Origin of the sequence: Achromobacter sp. HNDS-1, from assembly GCF_040084795.1 — a bacterium.
In the GTDB taxonomy this organism is placed as follows: Bacteria; Pseudomonadota; Gammaproteobacteria; order Burkholderiales; family Burkholderiaceae_B; genus Achromobacter; species Achromobacter ruhlandii.
The window spans coordinates 104,827-123,870 of sequence record NZ_CP157584.1; the positions used below are offsets into that span (position 1 = coordinate 104,827).

Annotated in this window: 17 protein-coding genes; 7 read left to right on the forward strand and 10 right to left on the reverse strand. The window is 68.2% G+C overall.

Translation table 11 applies throughout. The features are described 5' to 3' along the window. The first annotated feature begins 10 nt into the window (after nucleotides 1–10). Complete coding sequence (locus ABFG95_RS00395) at nucleotides 11–994, forward strand: ABC transporter substrate-binding protein (protein ID WP_348995270.1); 984 nt, start codon at nucleotides 11–13, stop codon at nucleotides 992–994. A 106-nt stretch (nucleotides 995–1,100) separates the two neighbouring features. Here the strand turns inward: ABFG95_RS00395 and ABFG95_RS00400 are convergent, their stop codons facing one another. Continuing rightward, nucleotides 1,101–1,772, reverse strand: coding sequence for an ABC transporter ATP-binding protein (locus tag ABFG95_RS00400; RefSeq protein ID WP_059270739.1), 672 nt, complete (start codon nucleotides 1,770–1,772; stop codon nucleotides 1,101–1,103). Here ABFG95_RS00400 and ABFG95_RS00405 point away from each other — a divergent pair. Further along, a complete protein-coding gene (locus ABFG95_RS00405; RefSeq protein ID WP_059270741.1) occupies nucleotides 1,771–2,430 on the forward strand; it encodes an arylesterase in 660 nt (219 codons plus the stop codon). The two genes, ABFG95_RS00400 and ABFG95_RS00405, sit on opposite strands and share 2 nt — an antisense overlap. A gap of 43 nt (nucleotides 2,431–2,473) precedes the next feature. Here the strand turns inward: ABFG95_RS00405 and ABFG95_RS00410 are convergent, their stop codons facing one another. After that, on the reverse strand, nucleotides 2,474–4,444 hold the full coding sequence (locus ABFG95_RS00410) for a SurA N-terminal domain-containing protein (RefSeq protein ID WP_054416703.1): 1,971 nt from the start codon (nucleotides 4,442–4,444) through the stop codon (nucleotides 2,474–2,476). Between the two features lie 329 nt (nucleotides 4,445–4,773). Between ABFG95_RS00410 and ABFG95_RS00415 the strand changes: the two genes are divergently transcribed. From ABFG95_RS00415 to rlmJ, 3 genes are all read left to right on the forward strand, one after another. Next, on the forward strand, nucleotides 4,774–6,069 hold the full coding sequence (locus ABFG95_RS00415; protein WP_348995271.1) for a M20/M25/M40 family metallo-hydrolase: 1,296 nt from the start codon (nucleotides 4,774–4,776) through the stop codon (nucleotides 6,067–6,069). A gap of 382 nt (nucleotides 6,070–6,451) precedes the next feature. Further along, nucleotides 6,452–7,201, forward strand: coding sequence for a glycerophosphodiester phosphodiesterase (ugpQ, locus tag ABFG95_RS00420; RefSeq protein ID WP_006388171.1), 750 nt, complete (start codon nucleotides 6,452–6,454; stop codon nucleotides 7,199–7,201). Nucleotides 7,202–7,213: 12 nt separating this feature from the next. Continuing rightward, nucleotides 7,214–8,104: a 23S rRNA (adenine(2030)-N(6))-methyltransferase RlmJ gene (rlmJ, locus tag ABFG95_RS00425; RefSeq protein WP_348995272.1), complete on the forward strand. Its 891-nt coding sequence runs from the start codon at nucleotides 7,214–7,216 to the stop codon at nucleotides 8,102–8,104. A 64-nt stretch (nucleotides 8,105–8,168) separates the two neighbouring features. On the opposite strand, the gene ABFG95_RS00430 is transcribed toward rlmJ, so the two are convergent. From ABFG95_RS00430 to ABFG95_RS00440, 3 genes are all read right to left on the reverse strand, one after another. After that, entirely contained in the window at nucleotides 8,169–9,605 is a 1,437-nt protein-coding gene (locus ABFG95_RS00430) for a dihydrolipoyl dehydrogenase (protein WP_348995273.1), read from the reverse strand. Nucleotides 9,606–9,808: 203 nt separating this feature from the next. Then, nucleotides 9,809–10,537, reverse strand: coding sequence for a glutathione peroxidase (locus tag ABFG95_RS00435; protein ID WP_049073470.1), 729 nt, complete (start codon nucleotides 10,535–10,537; stop codon nucleotides 9,809–9,811). A gap of 170 nt (nucleotides 10,538–10,707) precedes the next feature. Next, a complete protein-coding gene (locus ABFG95_RS00440; RefSeq protein WP_049073469.1) occupies nucleotides 10,708–10,908 on the reverse strand; it encodes a heavy-metal-associated domain-containing protein in 201 nt (66 codons plus the stop codon). Between the two features lie 164 nt (nucleotides 10,909–11,072). Here ABFG95_RS00440 and ABFG95_RS00445 point away from each other — a divergent pair, with 164 nt between their 5' ends. Next, complete coding sequence (locus ABFG95_RS00445) at nucleotides 11,073–13,349, forward strand: heavy metal translocating P-type ATPase (protein WP_278991076.1); 2,277 nt, start codon at nucleotides 11,073–11,075, stop codon at nucleotides 13,347–13,349. 26 nt (nucleotides 13,350–13,375) lie between these two features. Then, the gene (gene cueR, locus ABFG95_RS00450; protein ID WP_020927477.1) at nucleotides 13,376–13,768 is read left to right on the forward strand and encodes a Cu(I)-responsive transcriptional regulator; all 393 of its coding nucleotides are present in this window, start codon (nucleotides 13,376–13,378) and stop codon (nucleotides 13,766–13,768) included. Between the two features lie 62 nt (nucleotides 13,769–13,830). Here the strand turns inward: cueR and rlmD are convergent, their stop codons facing one another. The 5 genes from rlmD to ABFG95_RS00475 all read right to left on the reverse strand — a co-directional run bounded on the left by rlmD (nucleotide 13,831) and on the right by ABFG95_RS00475 (nucleotide 19,031). Then, nucleotides 13,831–15,336, reverse strand: coding sequence for a 23S rRNA (uracil(1939)-C(5))-methyltransferase RlmD (gene rlmD, locus ABFG95_RS00455; RefSeq protein WP_063583809.1), 1,506 nt, complete (start codon nucleotides 15,334–15,336; stop codon nucleotides 13,831–13,833). Between the two features lie 164 nt (nucleotides 15,337–15,500). Then, on the reverse strand, nucleotides 15,501–16,253 hold the full coding sequence (locus ABFG95_RS00460; protein ID WP_049073466.1) for a TorF family putative porin: 753 nt from the start codon (nucleotides 16,251–16,253) through the stop codon (nucleotides 15,501–15,503). Between the two features lie 363 nt (nucleotides 16,254–16,616). Then, nucleotides 16,617–17,225, reverse strand: coding sequence for a hypothetical protein (locus ABFG95_RS00465; protein ID WP_049073465.1), 609 nt, complete (start codon nucleotides 17,223–17,225; stop codon nucleotides 16,617–16,619). 169 nt (nucleotides 17,226–17,394) lie between these two features. Continuing rightward, on the reverse strand, nucleotides 17,395–18,174 hold the full coding sequence (locus ABFG95_RS00470) for a 3'-5' exonuclease (protein WP_049073464.1): 780 nt from the start codon (nucleotides 18,172–18,174) through the stop codon (nucleotides 17,395–17,397). Continuing rightward, nucleotides 18,171–19,031, reverse strand: a complete 861-nt coding sequence (locus tag ABFG95_RS00475; protein WP_049073463.1) for a peptidoglycan DD-metalloendopeptidase family protein — start codon at nucleotides 19,029–19,031, stop codon at nucleotides 18,171–18,173. Before ABFG95_RS00475 ends, ABFG95_RS00470 begins: the two co-directional genes overlap by 4 nt. Nucleotides 19,032–19,044 lie beyond the last annotated feature (13 nt).

Sequence of the window (19,044 nt, forward strand, 5' to 3'; positions counted from 1 at the left end):
AAGGCTCACCATGCACCTCAAACACTTCCTGCAAACCGGCCTGCTGGCCGCCACCCTGGCCGCGGGCGCCGCGCAGGCACAGAACGTGGTCCTGTACTCGTCCAACAACACCGAGACCATCGAGACCGCGCTGGACGCCGTCAAGAAGCAGTCGCCCAAGCTGAACGTGCAACCGGTCACCGGCGGCACCGGCACCATGATGAAGCGTATCGAGGCCGAGGCCCAGAACCCGCGCGGCGACCTGTTCTGGAGCGGCGGCTTCGGCACGCTGGGCGCCTACCGCCAGCACCTGCAGCCCTACCGCCCGGCCGATATCGACAAGATCCCGGCCGAGTTCCGCGGACCGGACGATCTGTGGGTCGGCACCAACGTCCACATCATGGTGCTGATGGTCAACGAACGGCAGTTGAAGGGCCTGGCCGCGCCGGCCACCTGGTCCGACCTGATGCAACCGCAGTGGAAGGGCAAGTTCGCCATCACCGATCCGTCCAAGAGCGGCACCGCCTACATGCTGGTCTACGGCCTGTATAAGCAGTTCGGCCAGGAAGGCCTGGACAAGATCGCCGCCAACGCCGTGGTCACGGCCTCGTCCGGCACCACCTACAAGGGCGTGGCGGCCGGCGAATACGCGGTCGGCATGACGCTGGAATACGCCGCCCAGGAATACGTGGCCGGCGGCCAGAAGGAGATCAAGCTGGTCTACCCGACCGAGGGCAGCTACCTGGCGCCGGAAGGCATGTTCATCATCAAGGGCGCCAAGAACCCGGAGGCCGCCAAGGCGCTGTACGACGGCCTGCTCAGCAAGGAGGCGCAGGAAGCGCAACTGGTGAAGAACTTCCGCCGCCCGACCCGCAGCGACATCGCGGTGGCCAGCCTGACCACCCTGCCCGACTTCAACAGCATCAAGATCTTCCCGGTGAGCCAGGACGCGGCAGCCAAGGAGTACGAAGCCGTCGTCGCCGCGTGGAACCAGGCCGTGGCCAAGGCCAAGTAAGGTCCGCGCCAGAGGTCTGCGCCAAGCAAAAACGCCACCTTCGCGTGGCGTTTTCGTTTCAGGCTTGCGCCGCTGGCGCGGGCCGCAGCGGCCGGTCGCATCCCGACTACGCGGCCATGCGCCCGGCCGCCAGCACCACCTGGCGGCTGCAACGCGCCGCCAGCTGCGGGTCGTGCGTCACCAGCACCAGGGTGGTGCCGTGCTCGCGGTGCAGGTCGAACATCAGGTCGATGACCGTGACGCCGGTGGCGGCATCCAGGCTGCCGGTGGGTTCGTCGGCGAACAGCAGGTCCGGCTGCACCACGAAGGCGCGCGCCAGCGACACGCGCTGCTGCTCGCCGCCGGACAGGGTGCGCGGATAGTGATGCAGGCGCGCCCCCAGCCCGACGCGCTCGAGCATGGCCTGGGCCGCCTCGCGCGCCGGCTGGCCCGCCAGTTCCAGCGGCAGCATCACGTTTTCCAGCGCGGTCAGGTTCGGCAGCAACTGGAATGACTGGAACACAAACCCCACGTGATTGGCCCGCAGGCGCGCGCGGCCGTCCTCGTCCAGGGCGAACAGGTCCTGCCCGGCCAGGCGCACGCTGCCCGCGCTGGGAACATCCAGCCCGGCCAGCAGTCCCAACAGGGTGGACTTGCCCGACCCGGAGCTGCCGGTGATGGCCACGGCGCTGCCCGCCGCCACCGTAAAATCGATGTCTTCCAGGATAGACAGCGTCCCGCCGGCATCGGCCACCCGCTTGCCCAGCCCTTTCACCTCGATCGAATTCTTGCTATCCATGCGCCTGATTCCCCTGATTCGCCGTTCACTACTAATATCCACGCTGGCCACGGCCACCCTGATGGCGCCCGCCCACGCTCAGACCGCCCCGGCGGCCCAGGGTTCCGCGCAACGCACCGTGCTGGTGGTGGGCGACAGCCTGGCCGCCGAGTACGGCATCAAGCGCGGCACCGGCTGGGTGCCGCTGCTGTCCGCGCGGCTTTCCGAACAATACCCGAAGTACAAGGTCGTCAACGCCAGCATCAGCGGCGACACCACCAGCGGCGGCGTCGCGCGCCTGCCGGCGCTGCTGCGCCAGCATGAACCGGCGGTGGTGGTGCTGGAGCTGGGCTCGAACGACGCCCTGCGCGGGCTGCCGCTGAACATGACGGAGCAGAACCTGCGCACCATGGCGCAGGCGGCGCGCAAGGCCGAGGCCGAGGTGGTCATCGTCGGCATGCAGATCCCGCCCAACTACGGCCGCGACTACACCCAACGCTTCGCCCAGGTGTTTCCCACCGTCGCCAAAGACGAAAACGCCCGGCTCGTGCCCTTCCTGATGGAAGGTATCGCAACGAACCGGGCGATGTTCCAGGCCGACGGCATCCATCCCAACGAGGATGCCCAGGCCCAACTGCTGGACAATGTCTGGCCGGCGCTGCGACCCTTGCTGCAGTGACTTGACGCGGGCCTGGGCGGCCCGCGATCCGCCTCGCGGAAGATCAGCCCGCCGCCTGCTGCGAGGCGTCGCCGCCGCGGATGGCGTCGGCGGCCGCCGGCAGCACCTGCACCTTGTATTCCTCGCGCAGCATGCGCACCAGCGCTTCGTTCTCGGCCTGGCCCCAGGCGCCCGCCAATTGCTGCGCCAGGCGTTCCTTGTCGGCGGCCTCGACCGTGCCGGCCTCGACCTTTTCCAGGCGCACCAGCGTGTAATCGGCGCCCGACTGCACGCCGGTGTAGGCCGGCAGCTTGGCGGCCGGCAGGCGCATCACGGCGTCCAGCACCGAGCGCGGCAGGTTCTTGGGATCCTGGCGCGACACCACCAGCGGACCACCGAAGCCTTCCGGCGCCGCGGCCGGGTTGGCCTGATCGGCCGCCAGCGCGGCTTCGCCGGCTTTCTTGGCGGCTTCGGCCGAACGCTCGTCCAGCAGCTTGGCGCGGATCGAATCGCTGACCTTCTCCAGCGCCGGCACGTGGGCCGGTTCCACGGCGGCCACGCGCACCGCCAGCATGGTGTCGGGCGACAGCTCGATCACGCCGGAGTTCTGCTTTTCACGCAGCACGTCGGGCGAGAACAGCACCTGGCGCACGCGCGGGTTGTCCAGCAACGACGCGTCCGGGCTGTCCACGGCGGAACCGGGGCCGGCCTGGTCGGCCGGCAACAGGCCTTCGCGCGTCACGCCCGAGGCGGTGCGCAGCTTCAGGCCCACCGCGTCGGCGGCCGGCTGCAGGCTGTCGCGCTGGTCGTAGACCTGCTTGTTCAGCTGGCTGGCCATCTCCGAAAAGCGCACGGCGGCCAGTTGCTTGCGCACTTCGGCGGTGATCTGGTCCTTCACCTCGGCCAGCGGCTTGATCGCGGCGGGCTGGATCTCGGTGACCTTGACCACGTGGAAACCCGACGGGCTTTCGACCACGCCCGACACCTGGTCCTTGGACTGGCTGAAGATCGCCTTTTCCAGCGGGCCGGACAGCATGCCCGGCGCCAGCCAGCCCAGGTCGCCGCCATTGGCGGCCGAACCGGCGTCCTGCGAATTCTTGCGGGCCAGCTCGGCGAATTGCGCCGGGTTGGCGGCGGCCTGCGTGGCCAGGGCCTCGGCCTTGGCGCGGGCGGCCTTGCGCGCATCTTCCGAGGCGCCGGCGGGCACTTCGATCATGATGTGGCTGGCGCGGCGGCGCTCGGGCTGGCCGAAGCGGTTCTTGTTCTGTTCGTAATACGAAGCCAGGTCCTCGTCCTTGACCTGCACGCCCTCGGTCGCGGCGGCTTCGTTCAGCACCAGGTACTGCACCTGGACCTGCTCGGGAATCTGCAATTGCTGCTTGTTGGCGTCGTACCAGGCCTGGATGTCGGCCGGGGTGACGGTGACTTGCGAGCGGAAATCGGCGGCGGCGAAGCGGCGCAGTTGCACCGTGCGCTGCTGCGTCAGGGCGGTTTCCAGCGACGCCACCACTTCGGCGGGCGCGCGGGCCGACTGCCCGACCGGTTCCAGCACGCGGGCCACGGCCAGGTCACGGCGCAGGCCGGCCTCGAACGAGGTGGGCGACATGCCCTGCGCCGCCAGCACCTGGCGATAGCGCTCGGGCGAGAAGCGGCCGTTGTCCTGCACTTCCGGAATCGCGGCAATGGTATTGCGCAGCGTTTCGTCGGACACCGAGAAACGGTTGTCCACGGCCACGTTCGCCAGCAGGCGCTGGTTGATCAGCTGGTTCAGCAGCGCTTCGCGCAGCTGCGGCGTGTCGATCACGGCCGGGTCGAACTGCGCGCCCAGGCGCTGGCGGTATTGCTCCAGCTGGTTGCGGTGCGCCTGGTCGAACTCCGCGCGGGAAATCGGCTGGCCGGCGACCGTCGCCAGTTCCGGCTCCTTGCGCATGAAGCTCTCATAGCCCTGGATCCCGACGAGGAAGAAGGACGGCACAATCAGAAGCAGCAGGATGAACTGCATCCAGCGCCGGTGGCTGCGAATAAATTCGAACATGGAATCCCTGTTGCCGCACTCGGGAGGAAACTTCCGCCCGGGGCGCACGAAAACGCATAAAAAAAGGCGAATCTTATTCGCCCTATTCCCATACCGGTCAAACCGGGTCAGCGGGCGGATTTTAGCATTTCTCATTCGTCCCGCAGCGTCTGCTTACATCGGCCCGCCCGTCGCCTGCGGCGAGGGCTTTTCCCCGCATGGAAGCGGGCCCCGGTCAACCGGGGAAACCCCGGTTCCCGCCTTCCGTCCCCGCTCGTATCGTCAAAGCCGGACCCGACGCCGCGCCGCCGGCTCCCCCCTTCCCCCCTTCCATGCAGAGGTGACTTTCGATGCCGTTCCCGCTCCCACGTCCGCTTGTCCTGCGTGCCGCGCTCGCCCTGGCCTTCCTGGGCGGCGCCTCCTGCGCCGCGCTGGCCGCCCCGGTCGCCGCCGTGCACGACGCCGCCGAGCAACAGAAGCAGGCCATGCTCGACACCATGCGCGACCTGGTCAATATCGAATCGGGCAGCCGGGACGTGGAAGGCGTGGAACGCATTGCCGCCCTCATCGGCGAGCGTCTCAAGGCCCTGGGCGGCAAGGTCGAAATCCTGCAGCCCACCGGCATCTCCCGCCTGGACGACACCCCCGAGCGCGTCGGTCCCATGGTGCACGCCGAATTCAAGGGCAGCGGGCAGAAAAAGATCATGCTGATCGCGCACATGGACACCGTCTACCGCAACGGCATGCTCAAGGACCAGCCTTTCCGCATCGACGGCGACCGCGCCTATGGCCTGGGCATCGCCGATGACAAGCACGGCGTCGCCCTCATCCTGCACACTGTGGCCCTGCTGCAAAAACTGGAATTCAAGGATTACGGCACCCTGACCGTGCTGATCAACGGCGACGAGGAAATCAGCTCGCCGGGCGCCCGCGCCACCATCACCCGCCTGGGCGCCGACCAGGACGCCGTCTTCTCCTTTGAAGGCGGCGGCGCCGAGGGCCGCCTGACCCTGGCCACCAGCGGCATCGGCGCCGCCTACCTGACCGTGCAGGGCAAGACCTCGCACGCCGGCGCCCGTCCCGAGGGCGGCGTCAACGCCCTGACCGAGCTGTCCCACCAGATCCTGCAACTGAAAGACCTGTCCAAACCCGAGGAAGGCCTGAAACTGAACTGGACCGTGGCCCAGGCCGGCACCAACCGCAACGTCATCCCCGGCCAGGCCACCGCCCAGGCCGACGCCCGCGCCCTCAAGGTGTCCGACTTCGACGCCCTCGAACGCACCCTGCAGGAACGCATCCAGAAGAAACTGCTGCCCGAGGCCAAGGTCAGCGTCAAATTCGAAGTGCGCCGCCCACCGCTGGAAGCCACCCCCGCCTCGCGCGCCCTCGCCAACCACGGCGTCGCCATCTACCAGGAACTCGGCCTGCCCATGAAAGTCATCGACCGCGCCAGCGGCGGCGGCACCGACGCCGCCTTCGCCGCCCTCAAGGCCCGCGGCCCCGTCATCGAAGGCATGGGCCTGAGCGGCTTCGGCGCCCACTCCAACGACGCCGAGTACATCCAGATCCCCTCCATCGTCCCCCGCCTCTACCTGGCCGCCCGCATGATCATGGACGTCTCCCAGGACAAGGCCCCGATGAAATAAGCGCCGGGCGTCTGCGGCGGTCCCCGCCCTCCCAACCCGCGGGCGCCGGACAGACGGCCCCAGCAAGCAGTCCCTCCGCCATCAACTCCCCACCTCCCCCGGGAGGATGCGCCCACCGCAAGCAACCCCCACGTATGTCCGGCCAGGCCGCGCAGGGCGGCCTGGCCGGACGGGCGCCAGCAAATCTTTCAGCCCCCCAACCCTTCCCACAAAGCCCAAGCACACCGCCCGCCCCAGCGACGCCCCGAACTTTCCCCACCGCGCCAAAAGAACCGAACCCGCGACACAGGCACGAAGCAAGCCCCCCGCACGACAGGAAAGGAACCCCCAGAACAGAGTATCCTTCCACCCTGTCCCAAAGAACCCCAAAAGCATCAAAGAAATGACCGCATCCCTCCCCACCTGGCCCTATTCCCGCCACATCGCCCACCGCGGCGGCGGCCGCCTGGCCCCGGAGAACACCCTCGCCGCCATGCGCGTCGGCGCCGAACACGGCTTCACCATGTTCGAATACGACGTCAAGCTCAGCCGCGACAACGTCCTCGTCCTGATGCATGACGACGACGTCGACCGCACCTCCAACGGCCACGGTCCCGCCGCCGCCAAGACCTTCAGCGAACTGGCGCAACTGGACTTCGGCAGCTGGCACTCCGCCGCCTACGCCGGCGAACCCCTGCCCACCTTCGCCGCCGTGGCCCGCTACACCGTCGCCAACGGCATCGCCAGCAACGTCGAAATCAAGCCCTGCCCCGGCCGCGAGGCCGAGACCGGCGCCGCCGTCGCCCTGGCCGCCCGTGAACTCTGGAAAGGCGCCGCCGTGGCCCCGCTGCTGTCCTCCTTCGCCGAGGAAGCCCTGCAGGCCGCCAAGGACGCCGCGCCCGAACTGCCGCGCGCCCTGCTGGTCGAGAAGGTGCCCGCCGACTGGCTCGACCGCCTGGTCAAATACGACTGCGTCGCCCTGAACATCAACCAGAAGGACGCCACGCGCGAACTGATCGACGCCGTGCACGCCGCCGGCTACCGCATTGCCGCCTGGACCGTCAACGACCCCGAGCGCGCCCGCCTGCTGCTGGACTGGGGCATCGACGGCATCTTCACCGACGAACTGGCCGCCATCCGGCCGGCCGCCTGAGGCCCCCGCCCCGTGTTCAGCTATCGCCACGCCTTCCACGCCGGCAACCATGCCGACGTGCTCAAGCACGCCATCCTGGTCCACACGCTGGACTACTTCAACCGCAAGGACGCGCCCTACTGGGTCATCGACACCCACGCCGGCGCCGGCCTCTACAGCCTGGACAGCGACTGGGCCGCCAAGACCTCGGAATTCGCCGACGGCATCGGCCGCCTGTGGGAACGCGACGACCTGCCGCCCCTGCTGGCCGACTACGTCGCCCGCATCCGCGCCTTCAACACCAACGGCCGCCTCAAGCGCTACCCCGGCTCGCCCTGGCTGACGCTGGACGCGCTGCGCCCGTCCGACCGCCTGCGCCTGTTCGAAATGCACCCGACCGAGATCGACACCCTGGTCGGCAACCTCGAACACATGGACCGCACCGCGCAGCGCCAGACCACCATCTACGGCGACGACGGCTTCGAGGGCGTCAAGGCCCTACTGCCGCCGCCGACGCGCCGCGGCATGGTGCTGATCGACCCGTCCTACGAGGACAAGAACGACTACCGCCGCACGCTGATCACCGTCAAGGAATGCGTCAAGCGCTTCGCCACCGGCACCATCGCCGTCTGGTACCCGCTGGTGCAGCGGCGCGAGGCCAGCGAAATGGCGCGCCACTTCGAGAACCTCAAGGTCAAGAGCTGGCTGCACGCCACGTTGACGGTCAAGAAGGCCACCATCGACGGCTACGGCCTGCACGGCAGCGGCATGTTCCTGATCAACCCGCCGTGGACGCTGCACGAGGCCCTCAAGCAGGCCATGCCCTACCTGGCGCGTGAGCTGGGCCAGGACGAACGCGCCGGCTTCACGCTGCAATTCCGCGAGAATCCGTTCCCCGCGCCCAAGAAGCAGTCCGACGACTGATTCCAGGCAGGAACGAAAAAAAGGGCTGCCCCGAGGGGCAGCCCTTTTTGCTTGGCAACCGCGTTCAGGCCGCGGCGTCTTCCGCCTCCACCTGGCGCAGCGCCTCCTGCGCCCGCGCCAGCTTGGCTGCCGCGTCGCGCAGCGCCGTGCGCAGGCCTTCCTCGATGACCGGATGGTAGAACGGCATTTCCAGCATGCGCGCCACGGTCAGCTCCTGCTGCACGGCCCAGGCCAGCAGATGACCGATGTGCTCGGCGCTGGGGCCGACCATCTCCGCGCCCAGGAAGCGGCCGCTGGCGATATCGGCGTACACGTGCAGCAGGCCGCGATTCTTCAGCATCACCCGCGAACGGCCCTGATCGCCGAAATCAACCTCGCCCGTCACGAAGGTGCCCGGCGTCAGGCGGGCGTGGCCCTGCCCGGCCAGCGCGATCTGCGGATCCGAGAACACCACCGCCAGCGGCGCGCGGCGCAGGCCCTGGCGCACCTCGGGGTAACGCGCCGCGTTCTCGCCGGCGATGCGGCCTTCGTCGGCCGCCTCGTGCAGCAAGGGCGCGTCGGCGTTGGCGTCGCCGGCGATGAAGATCGCCGAATCGCCCGCCTGCATGGTGTCGCGGTCGAACAGTGGTACGCCCTGCGCGTTCAGTTGCAGGGAGGTGTTCTCCAGGCCCAGGCCGTCCACGTTGGGGCGGCGGCCGGTGGCCACCAGCGCGTAGTCGAAACGCTCGGTGCGTTCGGTGTTGTCCAGCGCCACGTAGCGCACCTCGACCTCGTCGCCCACTCGCTGGGTTTCCAGCACGCGCGCATCCGGGTCCAGGTAGAACTCCTGCTGGAAGATCTTGCGGGCGCTGTGGCGCACCTGCGGGTCGCTGATGCCGCCCAGGCTGCCGCTGACGCCGAACACGCGCACCTCGACGCCCAGTCGCGCCAGCGCCTGGCCCAGTTCCAGCCCGATCACGCCGGGGCCGAACACCGCCACCCGGCGCGGCAGGTCATCCCAGGCGAACACATCGTCGTTGAGCACCAGGCGGTCGCCCAGCCCCCGGAACGGCGGCGGCACCGACGGCCGCGAGCCGGTCGCGATCACCACGCGGGACGCATGGATCTCGGTGTGGTCATCGACCCGCAGCACCGTGTCCGATTCAAAGCGGGCATAGCCGCGGATCTTGTCTTCCGCCGGGATGTTCTCCACGCCCTCCAGCACGAAGCCGACGAAACGGTCGCGCTCGCGCTTGACGCGGTCCATCACCTCTTCGCCGTTGACCGTGACCTCGCCCTCGACATGCACGCCGAACGGCGCGGTATGCGCGGCGTGATACGCGGCCTCGGCGGCCGCGATCAGCAGCTTGGACGGCATGCAGCCGACGCGGGCGCAGGTGGTGCCATAAGGACCGCCTTCGATCAGCAGCGCGCGCTTGCCCGCGGCCTTGGCGGCGCGATAAGCGGCCAGGCCGGCGGTGCCGGCGCCCAGGACGGCGATATCGGTGTGCAGAGTCTTCATGAGTGGGATCCCCCGGTGTAGCGTGGAGCAAACATTGTCAAAGGCGGATTCCGCCTTGTTGCGCATCCTCCGGACGAAGCCCGTCCCGCGGCGCCCGCCGGGGCCGCGCGAAGATGCGGAAAAAGGGAAACCGGCGCGCCGGACCACTCCTTGCGGGAGCGGCCGCGGCAAGGGAAAGGGACCCTGTCCCCTTCCCGCCAGCATCAGGCGAAGTGCGCCTTCAGGTCGTCCAGGCCGCCGATCAGCGAACCGTTGATGAACACCTGCGGAGCGGTGCCCTTGCCCGACACGGCGCCGATCACGCGGCCGCGCACCTTGTTCTCCAGCGGGATCTCGATCGGGGCATAGCCCTTGTCTTCGAGCAGCGCCTTGGCTTCCACGCAGAACGGGCAGCCGGGCTTGGAGAACACCACCACCTGGTCGGGCTTCTTGGCCGTCGGGGCGACGTGGGCCAGCATGGTGTCGGCGTCCGACACTTCAAACGGGTCGCCTTCCTTCTCGGGCTCGATGAACATCTTCTGCACCACGCCGTCCTTGACGAGCATGGAGTAGCGCCAGCTGCGCTTGCCGAAGCCCAGGTCGCTCTTGTCGACCAGCATGCCCATGCCTTCGGTGAATTCACCGTTGCCGTCGGGCAGCAGCGTGATGTTGGACGATTCCTGGTCCTTGGCCCATTCGTTCATGACGAAGGTGTCGTTGACCGACACGCAGACGATGCTGTCGACGCCGGCGGCGGCGAAGGCCGGAGCCAGTTCGTTGTAGCGCGGCAGGTGGGTCGACGAGCAGGTCGGCGTGAAAGCGCCGGGAAGCGAAAAGACCACGACCGTCTTATTCTTGAACAGGTCGTCGGTCGTGACCTTTTTCCAGGTGTTGCCCTCGCGGACGGGGAACGTTACGTTGGGAACACGTTGGCCTTCACGGTTTTGCAGCATGCAATCTCTCCTTGGGGTAGCGGGGTCTTGTTCAACCACCATGGAAAGAATGATAAACGGCAGCTATCAATTATTCAAATTTAATTAACTTAATTGATTGATAGCTTAAATCAATAACCTAATAACCACCGCCAGGCTTTTTCTATCATACGCCTGGCGGCGGCGCGCCCTCACACGCGCTGCGGCTCGTAGCCGGCGTCACGGATCGCGGCCTCGACCTTGTCGGCCTGGTCGGTGCCGCTGATGGTGACGCGATGCGTGGGCAGGTCCACCGCCACGCTGGCGCCCGGCGCCGCCGCCGTCACCGCGCCGGTGATGGTCTTGACGCAGTGGCCGCAGGTCATGTCGGGGACTTGGAATTCGATGCTCATGGTGTTCTCCGTGGGGATCAGGGGGATTGCCGCACCGCTTCCGGTGCCAGCTCAACCCCAGCTTAGACCTTCCCATTATAGGAAGGTCAAGCGTAGAATAGTCCTTGACCTTCCCATCATGGGAAGGATGAAACTGAGGCCTTCCCACCTCAACCGAGACTGCCATGAGCGTTGCCAACCCTTCCGTCGAGCTCGAACTTGCCATCGAAGGCATGACCTGCGCGTCCTGCGTGAAGCGCGTGGAAAAGGCCCTGACCCGCGTGCCGGGCGTGGCCCAGGCCCAGGTCAACCTGGCCACCGAACGCGCCCTGGTGGCCTATGACCCGGCCGCGGCCCAGCCCGATGCCCTGGTCGAGGCCGTGGTCAAGATGGGCTACGAGGCCCGTCCGATCGCCGCCCAGGACGACCACGCCGAACGCCAGTCCGAAGCGCGCGACGCCGAAGCGCGGCGCCTGCAGCGCGCCTTCATCGCCGCCCTGGTGCTGACGCTGCCGGTGTTCGCGCTGGAAATGGGCTCGCACCTGATACCCGCCATGCACCACTGGGTCATGGCGACCATCGGCCAGCAGAACAGCTGGCTGTTGCAGTTCGTGCTGACCACGGCGGTGCTGGCCTGGCCTGGCCGCCATTTCTTCAGCAAGGGGCTGGCGGCCTTGTGGCGGCGCGCGCCCGAGATGAACTCGCTCGTCGCGTTGGGCGCCGGCGCGGCCTGGGGCTACTCGGTGGTGGCGACCTTCGCGCCCGAGTGGCTGCCGGAGGCGGCCCGCAACGTCTATTATGAAGCGGCGGCGGTGATCGTCACGCTGATCCTGCTGGGGCGCACGCTGGAAGCGCGCGCCAAGGGCAAGACCGGCGCCGCCATCAAGCGCCTCATCGGCCTGCAGCCGCGCACCGCGCGCGTCATGCGCGACGGCCAGCCACAGGACATCGCCATCGAGCAAGTGCGCAAGGGGGATATCGTGATGGTGCGCCCCGGCGAAAAGATCCCGCTGGACGGCGAGATCATCGAGGGCAGCTCGTACGTCGATGAATCGATGCTGACCGGCGAACCGGTGCCCGTGGAAAAGCAGCCGGGCATGCAGGCGACCGGCGGCACGCTCAATACATCCGGCAGCTTCACGCTGCGCGTCACCCACACCGGCGCCGACACCATGCTGGCCCGCATCATCCGCATGGTCGAGGCCGCCCAGGGCGCGCGCCTGCCGATCCAGGCGCTGGTGGACCAGGTCACCGCCTGGTTCGTGCCGGCCGTCATGGGCATGGCATTGCTGACCTTCCTGGCCTGGTTTTTCCTCGGCCCCACGCCGGCGCTGTCGCACGCGCTGGTCAACGCAGTGGCGGTGCTGATCATCGCCTGCCCCTGCGCCATGGGCCTGGCCACGCCGACCTCGATCATGGTCGGCACCGGCCGCGCCGCCGAGATGGGCGTGCTGTTCCGCCAGGGTGACGCGCTGCAGACGCTGCGCGACGTGCAGGTGGTGGCCTTCGACAAGACCGGCACCCTGACGCTGGGCAAGCCGACCCTGACCGAACTGGAGCCTGCCGCCGGCGTCGATGAACGCGAGGTGCTGCAATGGGTCGCCTCGGTGCAGGCGCGCTCCGAGCACCCGATCGCGCTGGCGATCGTGGCGGCCGCCGCCGAACGCAAGATCGACCTGTTGCCGGCGGAAGGCTTCGCCGCCATCACCGGCGCCGGGGTCGAAGCCAGCGTGGCCGGCAAGCGCGTGCAGGCCGGCGCCGACCGCCTGATGGCCGAACGCGGCATCGACGTCAGCGCCTTCGGCCAGCGCGCCCAACAATGGGGCAACGAGGGCAAGACGCCGATCTACGTCGCCATCGACGGCCAGGCAGCCGCCATGATGGCCGTGACCGACCCGGTCAAGCCGTCGGCCGTGGATGCCATTGCCGCGCTGCACGCACAGGGCCTGAAGACCGCCATGATCACCGGCGACAACCGCCACACGGCGCAGGCCGTGGCGCGCCAATTGGGCATCGACGAAGTGCGCGCCGAGGTGCTGCCCGACGGCAAGGTCGAGGCCATCGCCGCGCTGCGCGCTGGCGGCCGCAAGCTGGCCTTCGTCGGCGACGGCATCAACGACGCGCCGGCGCTGGCCGCGGCCGACACCGGCATTGCCATCGGCACCGGCACCGACGTCGCCATCGAGGCCGCGTCCGTGGTGCTGATGGCCGACGATCTGCACGGCGTGCCCAACGCCATCGCGCTGAGCCGCGCCACGCTGGCCAACATCCGCCAGAACCTGTTCTGGGCCTTCGCCTACAACGCCGCGCTGATCCCGCTGGCGGCGGGCGCCCTGTATCCAGCCTATGGCCTGTCGCTGTCGCCGATCTTCGCGGCCGGCGCCATGGCGCTGTCCAGCGTGTTCGTGCTGGGCAACGCGCTGCGCCTGAAGACCTTCCGCCCCCCGCGCGCCGCGCACTGACGCGCCGTTCTTCCAGGAGACCGCATATGAATATCGGACAAGCCGCCCAGGAATCCGGCATTTCGGCCAAGATGATCCGTTACTACGAGAGCATCGGCCTGATCGGCCCGGCGCTGCGCAAGGACTCGGGCTACCGGGTCTACAGCGAGCACGACCTGCACACGCTGCGCTTCGTGCGGCGCGCGCGCGACCTGGGTTTCTCGGTCGAACAGATGAACGAGCTGCTGGCGCTGTGGCGCGACCGCAGCCGCGCCAGCGCCGACGTCAAGCGCATCGCGCTCGAACATGTGGCCGAACTGGAACGCAAGGCCTGCGCGCTGCGCGACATGGCCGCCACGCTCAAGCACCTGGCGCACAACTGCCACGGGGATGATCGACCCGACTGCCCCATCCTGGAAAACCTGGGGCGCTCCCAGTAAGAAAAAGGGCAAGCCAACCGGCTTGCCCTTCTTGCAGGCGGCCCGGCCGACGCCGGGGCGGGTCACGCCTGGCTTTGCGCCGGCGTCTCGCCCTCGGCCGCGACGCGGGCGTGGTAGGCCTCGGTGGCCGCCTGCTTGGACGCGGCCTTCTCGGCGGCCGCGGCGGCCTTTTCCGCTTCCGCGGCCGCCGCATCGGCCGCCTGCTGCAAGGCGCGCTGGCGGGCGCGCTCCTGCACTTCGCGCACGCCCTCGGCATCCAGCGATTCGAACACCGCGATCGACTCCACGTGCCCGGTGTGCGGGAACATGTTGATGACCCCGGCGCTCTTGAGCAGGTAGCCGCCCTCGTGCACCATGATGGCGGCATCGCGCGCCAGCGTGGCGGGATTACAGGACACGTAGACGATACGGCGCGGGCGCTCCTCGGCCTTCAGTTGCGACAGCGCCTGCGCCACGGCCTGGGCGCCTTCGCGCGGCGGATCGATCAGCATGCGGTCGAAGAAGCCCAGGCCGCGCAGCCATTCGACGTCCACCTCGAACAGATTGAGGGTGGCGAAACTGGTGCGTTCGCCCAGCCCGTGGCGCGCGGCGGCCTCGTGAGCGCGGTCGGTCAGCGCCTTGCTGCCCTCCACGCCCACGGCCTCGCGGCCCTGGGTGGCCAGCGGCAGCGTGAAGTTGCCCAGGCCACAGAACAGGTCGGCGACGCGGTCGGTCGGCTGCACTTCGAGCAGTGTGAGCGCGCGCGACACCATGGAACGGTTGATGGCGTGATTGACCTGGGTGAAGTCGGTCGGCCGGTACGGCATGCGCAGGCCGAATTCGGGCATGGTGTAGGTCAGCGCGTCGCGGTGCTCGGGCACCAGCGGATGCACCGTGTCCGGGCCCTTGGGCTGCAGCCACCATTGCACGTTGTGCTTGTCGGCGAAGGCGCGCAGCACGGCGATGTCGTTGTCGGTCAGCGGCAGCAGGTGGCGCAGCACCAGCGCGGTCACGCCGTCGCCCAGCGACACTTCCACCTGCGGCAGGCGGTCGGGCGCGGACATCGACGCGATCATGGCGCGCAGCGGCATCAGCAGGTCGCTGACGTGGCGCGGCAGCACATGGCATTCGCGCATGTCGGCCACGTAGCTGCTCTTGCGCTCGTGAAAGCCCACCAGCACCCCGCCCTTCTTGGGCACCACGCGCACCGACAGGCGGGCGCGGTAGCGGTAGCCCCAGGTCGGGCCATGCAGCGGCGCCAGGATGCGGGCCGGACGCAGCTTGCCGACATGCCAGAAGGTGTCTTCGAGCGACCGCTGCTTGATCGCCACCTGCGTGGACGGTTCGAGATGTTGCATGGCACAGCCGCCACAGACGCCGAAATGCGGGCAGCGCGGCGTCACGCGCTGCGACGAGGGGCGCATCACCTGATCGACCCGCGCGATTTCGTAGGACGGCTTGCGGCGCACGGTGGTCGCCGTGACCCGCTCGCCGGGCAAGGCGCCTTCCACGAACACGACCTTGCCATCGCGGCGGGCGATGCCCCGGGCTTCCAGGTCCAGGGATTCGATACTCAAAACGTCAGACATCTCACGCAGTCCAGAAAATTCACGCAACCCGGCATTGTAAGAGGATTCGGCAGCGCCCCGCCCGCGCCCGAAAAAAAGGGGGACTTGCCGGAGACGGCCCGCCGGGCAGTCTCCATCAAGCCCCCCAAAGCCGGCGCCGGTGAGGGCGCCGCCACGGATGGGAATCAGAACGAACGCGACACCGAGAACACCGCGCCCAGGCGGCCCGACGGATGGCCGTACTTGGTCGGCAGCCAGTTGTCCTTGGTGGCGCCGACGGCGGCCAGGCCCAGCACCCAGCCCTTCAGGTCCTTGGTGACGCCGAGCTTGTAGTCGACGTAATGGCCGATGGAGTCGCCGTCCATGTTGACCTGGTTCTTGAGCTTCTGGTAACCCAGATGGCCCACCAGTCCCCAGCCGTCGCCCAGGTCGAAGTTGGCGGTGCCGTCCAGGTACCAGGTGCCCTTGCTATCGGGCGTGCTGAAGAAGTCGCTGGGCGTGTACGAATACTTGAGGGTGTAGTTGGCGTAGGTCGCGGCCAGGTACAGGTCGGTGTTGTTGTAGTTGCCGCCCTTGGGCGAGCTGGAGCCGGGATAGTAGTAGTGCAGCACGCCGGCATCGAGCGTGAAGCCGCCGCCGACGTCGCCCTTCCAGCCGCCGTAGAAGTCCATTTCCAGATTGCCGTCGGTGAAGACGAAGCTGGACACGTTGGAGTTCCAGTTGCCCAGGTAGAAGCCGGAGCTGTGGTTCAGATCGAAGCCCAGCTGGGCGGCCGGCCGGAAGTCGGTCTGCGAATAGCCGCGGAAACGGTAGTCGCTGGCGATCGTGGCATTGCCGCTGAGCGAAAAACCGCCGCCCAGGTCGGTGGGTTCGGCCTGTGCCGTTGCAACGAAACAAGCGGCGAGCGCAACGGGCAAGGCTAGCAACGTCTTCTTCATGGTGCGGTGTCCTGATCGGATTTAACGAGGAGGAGGAAGGGCCTTAGGCACATCCGTCGGACCGGTCTTGCAACGGCAGGTAACCGGCTCACCTTCCCTCAAGCAATGTCCGTGCCAGGTTTCATTTGCGTGTCAGCCCACTGGCGATGCGCTGAACAGGCGCGCCGTGGCGCACCAGTACGGTGCGCGTCGCCACGCGGGCAGGCGGCGACGCCTCAAAATGGGGCTTGCGCGCCGTCAGGGCATGCGGCGCGCAACAAAAAACCCCGCCCTCGCGAGGCGGGGCGGGGTTGGACTGACACCGCCGCCCTTGCCGGGGCGGCGTGGTCCGGCCGCGGACAGCGCGGCCGTCCGATCGGGCGGTCAGTTGGCGGCGGGCGCGGGCGGCGGCGGGGGCACGGCGCCCGGCGCGTTGCCCGGGCCCTTGCCGTGGCGCCCTTCCATGCGGGCGTGGCGTTCCTGCATCTTGGCCTGACGCTCCTTGAGCATCTGGGTCACCTGGGCGCGCTGGGCGTCGTTCAGGCTGTCCCACACGGCCAGCCATTGATCGCGGACCTGCTTGGCCTGCGTGCCGAACTGGTCACGCGACTTGTCGGATTGCTCCAGCAGTGCGCGCGGATCGAGCTTGCCGCTATCCAGTTGCGCCTTGAGCAGATCGTGGCGCTGGCCGCCGGAAGCGCGCATGGCTTCGTGCAGGCTGCGCTGGCCGTCCTGCGCGGTCTTGACCAGGGCCTGCTGCTTGTCATCCAGCTTGAGCTGGTCGAGCTGCGCCTTGGACACGGGGCCCAGGCCCGGGATCCACAGGCCGTCGCGCATGCCCTTGTGGAAACCGCCACCACGGTGGCCTTCGTGCATTGCGGCGGGACCACCGTCGGCGGGCGCCGCCGCCATGACGGGACCGGCCAGCAAGCCGCCGGTGGCGGCGACCATGGCCAGGGCAGCCAGGTTGGAGCGGAGTGCGAATCGGGACATGTAGGTCTCCTGAAAGTGAAGAAAGCGAGGCCATTGTGCGATCCGCCCGGTTTCATCCAGGTTTCGTCCCCGCAAGCTATGTTTCAGTCGATTGCGCCTGCGCCAGGCGTGAAAACGGGGCCCGGCGGGCCCCGTCTGTCGAGCATGCCGCGCCATCCGCGCGCGCCGCTCAGTTGGCGTCCCAGGCCGCCATGTACTCCTTCCAGTGCGGCGCGTCGCTGGCCGTCAGCGTGTCGCGCACCAGCGCGATCTCAGCCTCGTAGGCCGTGCGGTCGATTTCGCCGCGCAGGAAGCGGAAGCGGCAATACACCAGCCAGGTGTTGACCACGTCCGTTTCGCAATAAGCGCGGACCTCGTCGGCGCGGCCCTGGCTCCAGGCCTCCCATACCTTGCTGCCGTCCATGCCGAGCTTGCCGGGAAAGCCGCACAGCTTGGCCAGTTCGTCCAGCGGCGCGTTGGCGCGGCCGTTGTACTTGGCCAGCAGGTCCATCAGGTCGGTGTGGCGCGAGTGATAACGCGAAATGTAGTTGTTGAACTTGAAATCGCGGTCTTCCTCGCCCATGTCCCAGTAGCGCGGCGCGGGCACGCCCTGGATCAGGCTGCGGTAGTGCAGCACCGGCAGGTCAAAGCCCGAACCGTTCCAGCTGACCAGCTTGGGCGTGTAGCGCTCGATGGTCTTGAAGAAGCCGGCCAGCAGCGCGGCTTCGGGATCGTCGGGCTGGCCCAGCGTCTTGACGCGAAAGCCCTGGTCGTCGCGGAACACGCAGCCCACCACCGCCACCTTGTGCAGGTGCAGCGGCAGGAAATCGTGGCCCACGGCCTCGCGGCGCGCGGTGAGCGCGCGCTCGACCACTTCGGCATCGGGGACGTCGGCGCTCCAGCCGTTGAGCTTGCGCAGGCCTTCCGCGTCGGGAATGGTCTCGAGGTCGAATACCAGCGTGGGCGTCATTTGGCGGGCAGGTACTGCATCGGATCCACGGGAGTGCCCTGGCGGCGGATCTCGAAGTGCAGGCGCGGCGAGGTGGTGTCGCTCTGGCCGATCTCGGCGATCTTGGCGCCGCGCTTGACGTCCTGGCCGGTCTTGACCAGCAGCGTGCGGTTGTGCGCATACGCCGTGATGAAGCCGTTCTGGTGATTGACGATGATCAGGTTGCCCAGGCCGCGCACGCCGTTGCCGCTGTACATGACCTTGCCATCCGCGGCGGCGGTGACCGGGTCGCCCAGCGCGCCGGCGATATCGATGCCCTTGCTGTTGTTGTTGAAGCCCTGCATGATCTGGCCACCGGCCGGCCAGGCCCAGTTGATCACGCCGGCATCGGCCGCGCGCGTGGCGGGCTTGGTTTCAGCCGGCGTGGGCGCGGGGGCCGGCGGCGGCAGCGAAGCCGTGGCGGTGCCCGAGGTATCGGCCGGCTGGTCCAGCGGGCGCGGCTGCGCCTTGTTGCTGGCGATGGGCGCCGGTTGCGCGACGCCGCCCGACGAACCGGACATCTTCAGCACCTGCCCCACCGAAATCTGGTTGGGATCGCTGAGGTTGTTCCAGCGCTTGATGTTCTCGACATCGACGTTGTTGGCGCGCGCGATCTTGTAGAGCGTGTCGCCCGGCTTGACGACATAACTGCCGCCCGGCTGGGCGGCGGCGGACGGCTGGCCGCCGGCCAGGTCGACGACCGGCGCGCGCGTGCCCTTGGATGCGCAGCCGGCCAGGATGGCCAGGCTGAGGACGCCGGCCACAAAAATCGGGCGGCGCAGGCGCGTCATGGACACGCCGAGGTTCATATCGGTCAGTTGCAACTGCCCGTTGAGCATACGTTTCTCCTGT

Bases quoted from the DNA above. Each gene is read 5' to 3' on its own strand.
- ABFG95_RS00415 (WP_348995271.1), top strand. From the start codon at position 4,774: ATGCCGTTCCCGCTCCCACGTCCGCTTGTCCTGCGTGCCGCGCTCGCC.
- cueR (WP_020927477.1), top strand. From the start codon at position 13,376: ATGAATATCGGACAAGCCGCCCAGGAATCCGGCATTTCGGCCAAGATG.
- ABFG95_RS00460 (WP_049073466.1), bottom strand. From the start codon at position 16,253: ATGAAGAAGACGTTGCTAGCCTTGCCCGTTGCGCTCGCCGCTTGTTTC.
- ABFG95_RS00435 (WP_049073470.1), bottom strand. From the start codon at position 10,537: ATGCTGCAAAACCGTGAAGGCCAACGTGTTCCCAACGTAACGTTCCCC.
- rlmD (WP_063583809.1), bottom strand. From the start codon at position 15,336: ATGTCTGACGTTTTGAGTATCGAATCCCTGGACCTGGAAGCCCGGGGC.
- ABFG95_RS00400 (WP_059270739.1), bottom strand. From the start codon at position 1,772: ATGGATAGCAAGAATTCGATCGAGGTGAAAGGGCTGGGCAAGCGGGTG.
- ABFG95_RS00395 (WP_348995270.1), top strand. From the start codon at position 11: ATGCACCTCAAACACTTCCTGCAAACCGGCCTGCTGGCCGCCACCCTG.
- ABFG95_RS00405 (WP_059270741.1), top strand. From the start codon at position 1,771: ATGCGCCTGATTCCCCTGATTCGCCGTTCACTACTAATATCCACGCTG.
- ABFG95_RS00475 (WP_049073463.1), bottom strand. From the start codon at position 19,031: ATGCTCAACGGGCAGTTGCAACTGACCGATATGAACCTCGGCGTGTCC.
- ABFG95_RS00430 (WP_348995273.1), bottom strand. From the start codon at position 9,605: ATGAAGACTCTGCACACCGATATCGCCGTCCTGGGCGCCGGCACCGCC.
- ABFG95_RS00410 (WP_054416703.1), bottom strand. From the start codon at position 4,444: ATGTTCGAATTTATTCGCAGCCACCGGCGCTGGATGCAGTTCATCCTG.
- ABFG95_RS00470 (WP_049073464.1), bottom strand. From the start codon at position 18,174: ATGACGCCCACGCTGGTATTCGACCTCGAGACCATTCCCGACGCGGAA.
- ABFG95_RS00445 (WP_278991076.1), top strand. From the start codon at position 11,073: ATGAGCGTTGCCAACCCTTCCGTCGAGCTCGAACTTGCCATCGAAGGC.
- ugpQ (WP_006388171.1), top strand. From the start codon at position 6,452: ATGACCGCATCCCTCCCCACCTGGCCCTATTCCCGCCACATCGCCCAC.
- ABFG95_RS00465 (WP_049073465.1), bottom strand. From the start codon at position 17,225: ATGTCCCGATTCGCACTCCGCTCCAACCTGGCTGCCCTGGCCATGGTC.
- ABFG95_RS00440 (WP_049073469.1), bottom strand. From the start codon at position 10,908: ATGAGCATCGAATTCCAAGTCCCCGACATGACCTGCGGCCACTGCGTC.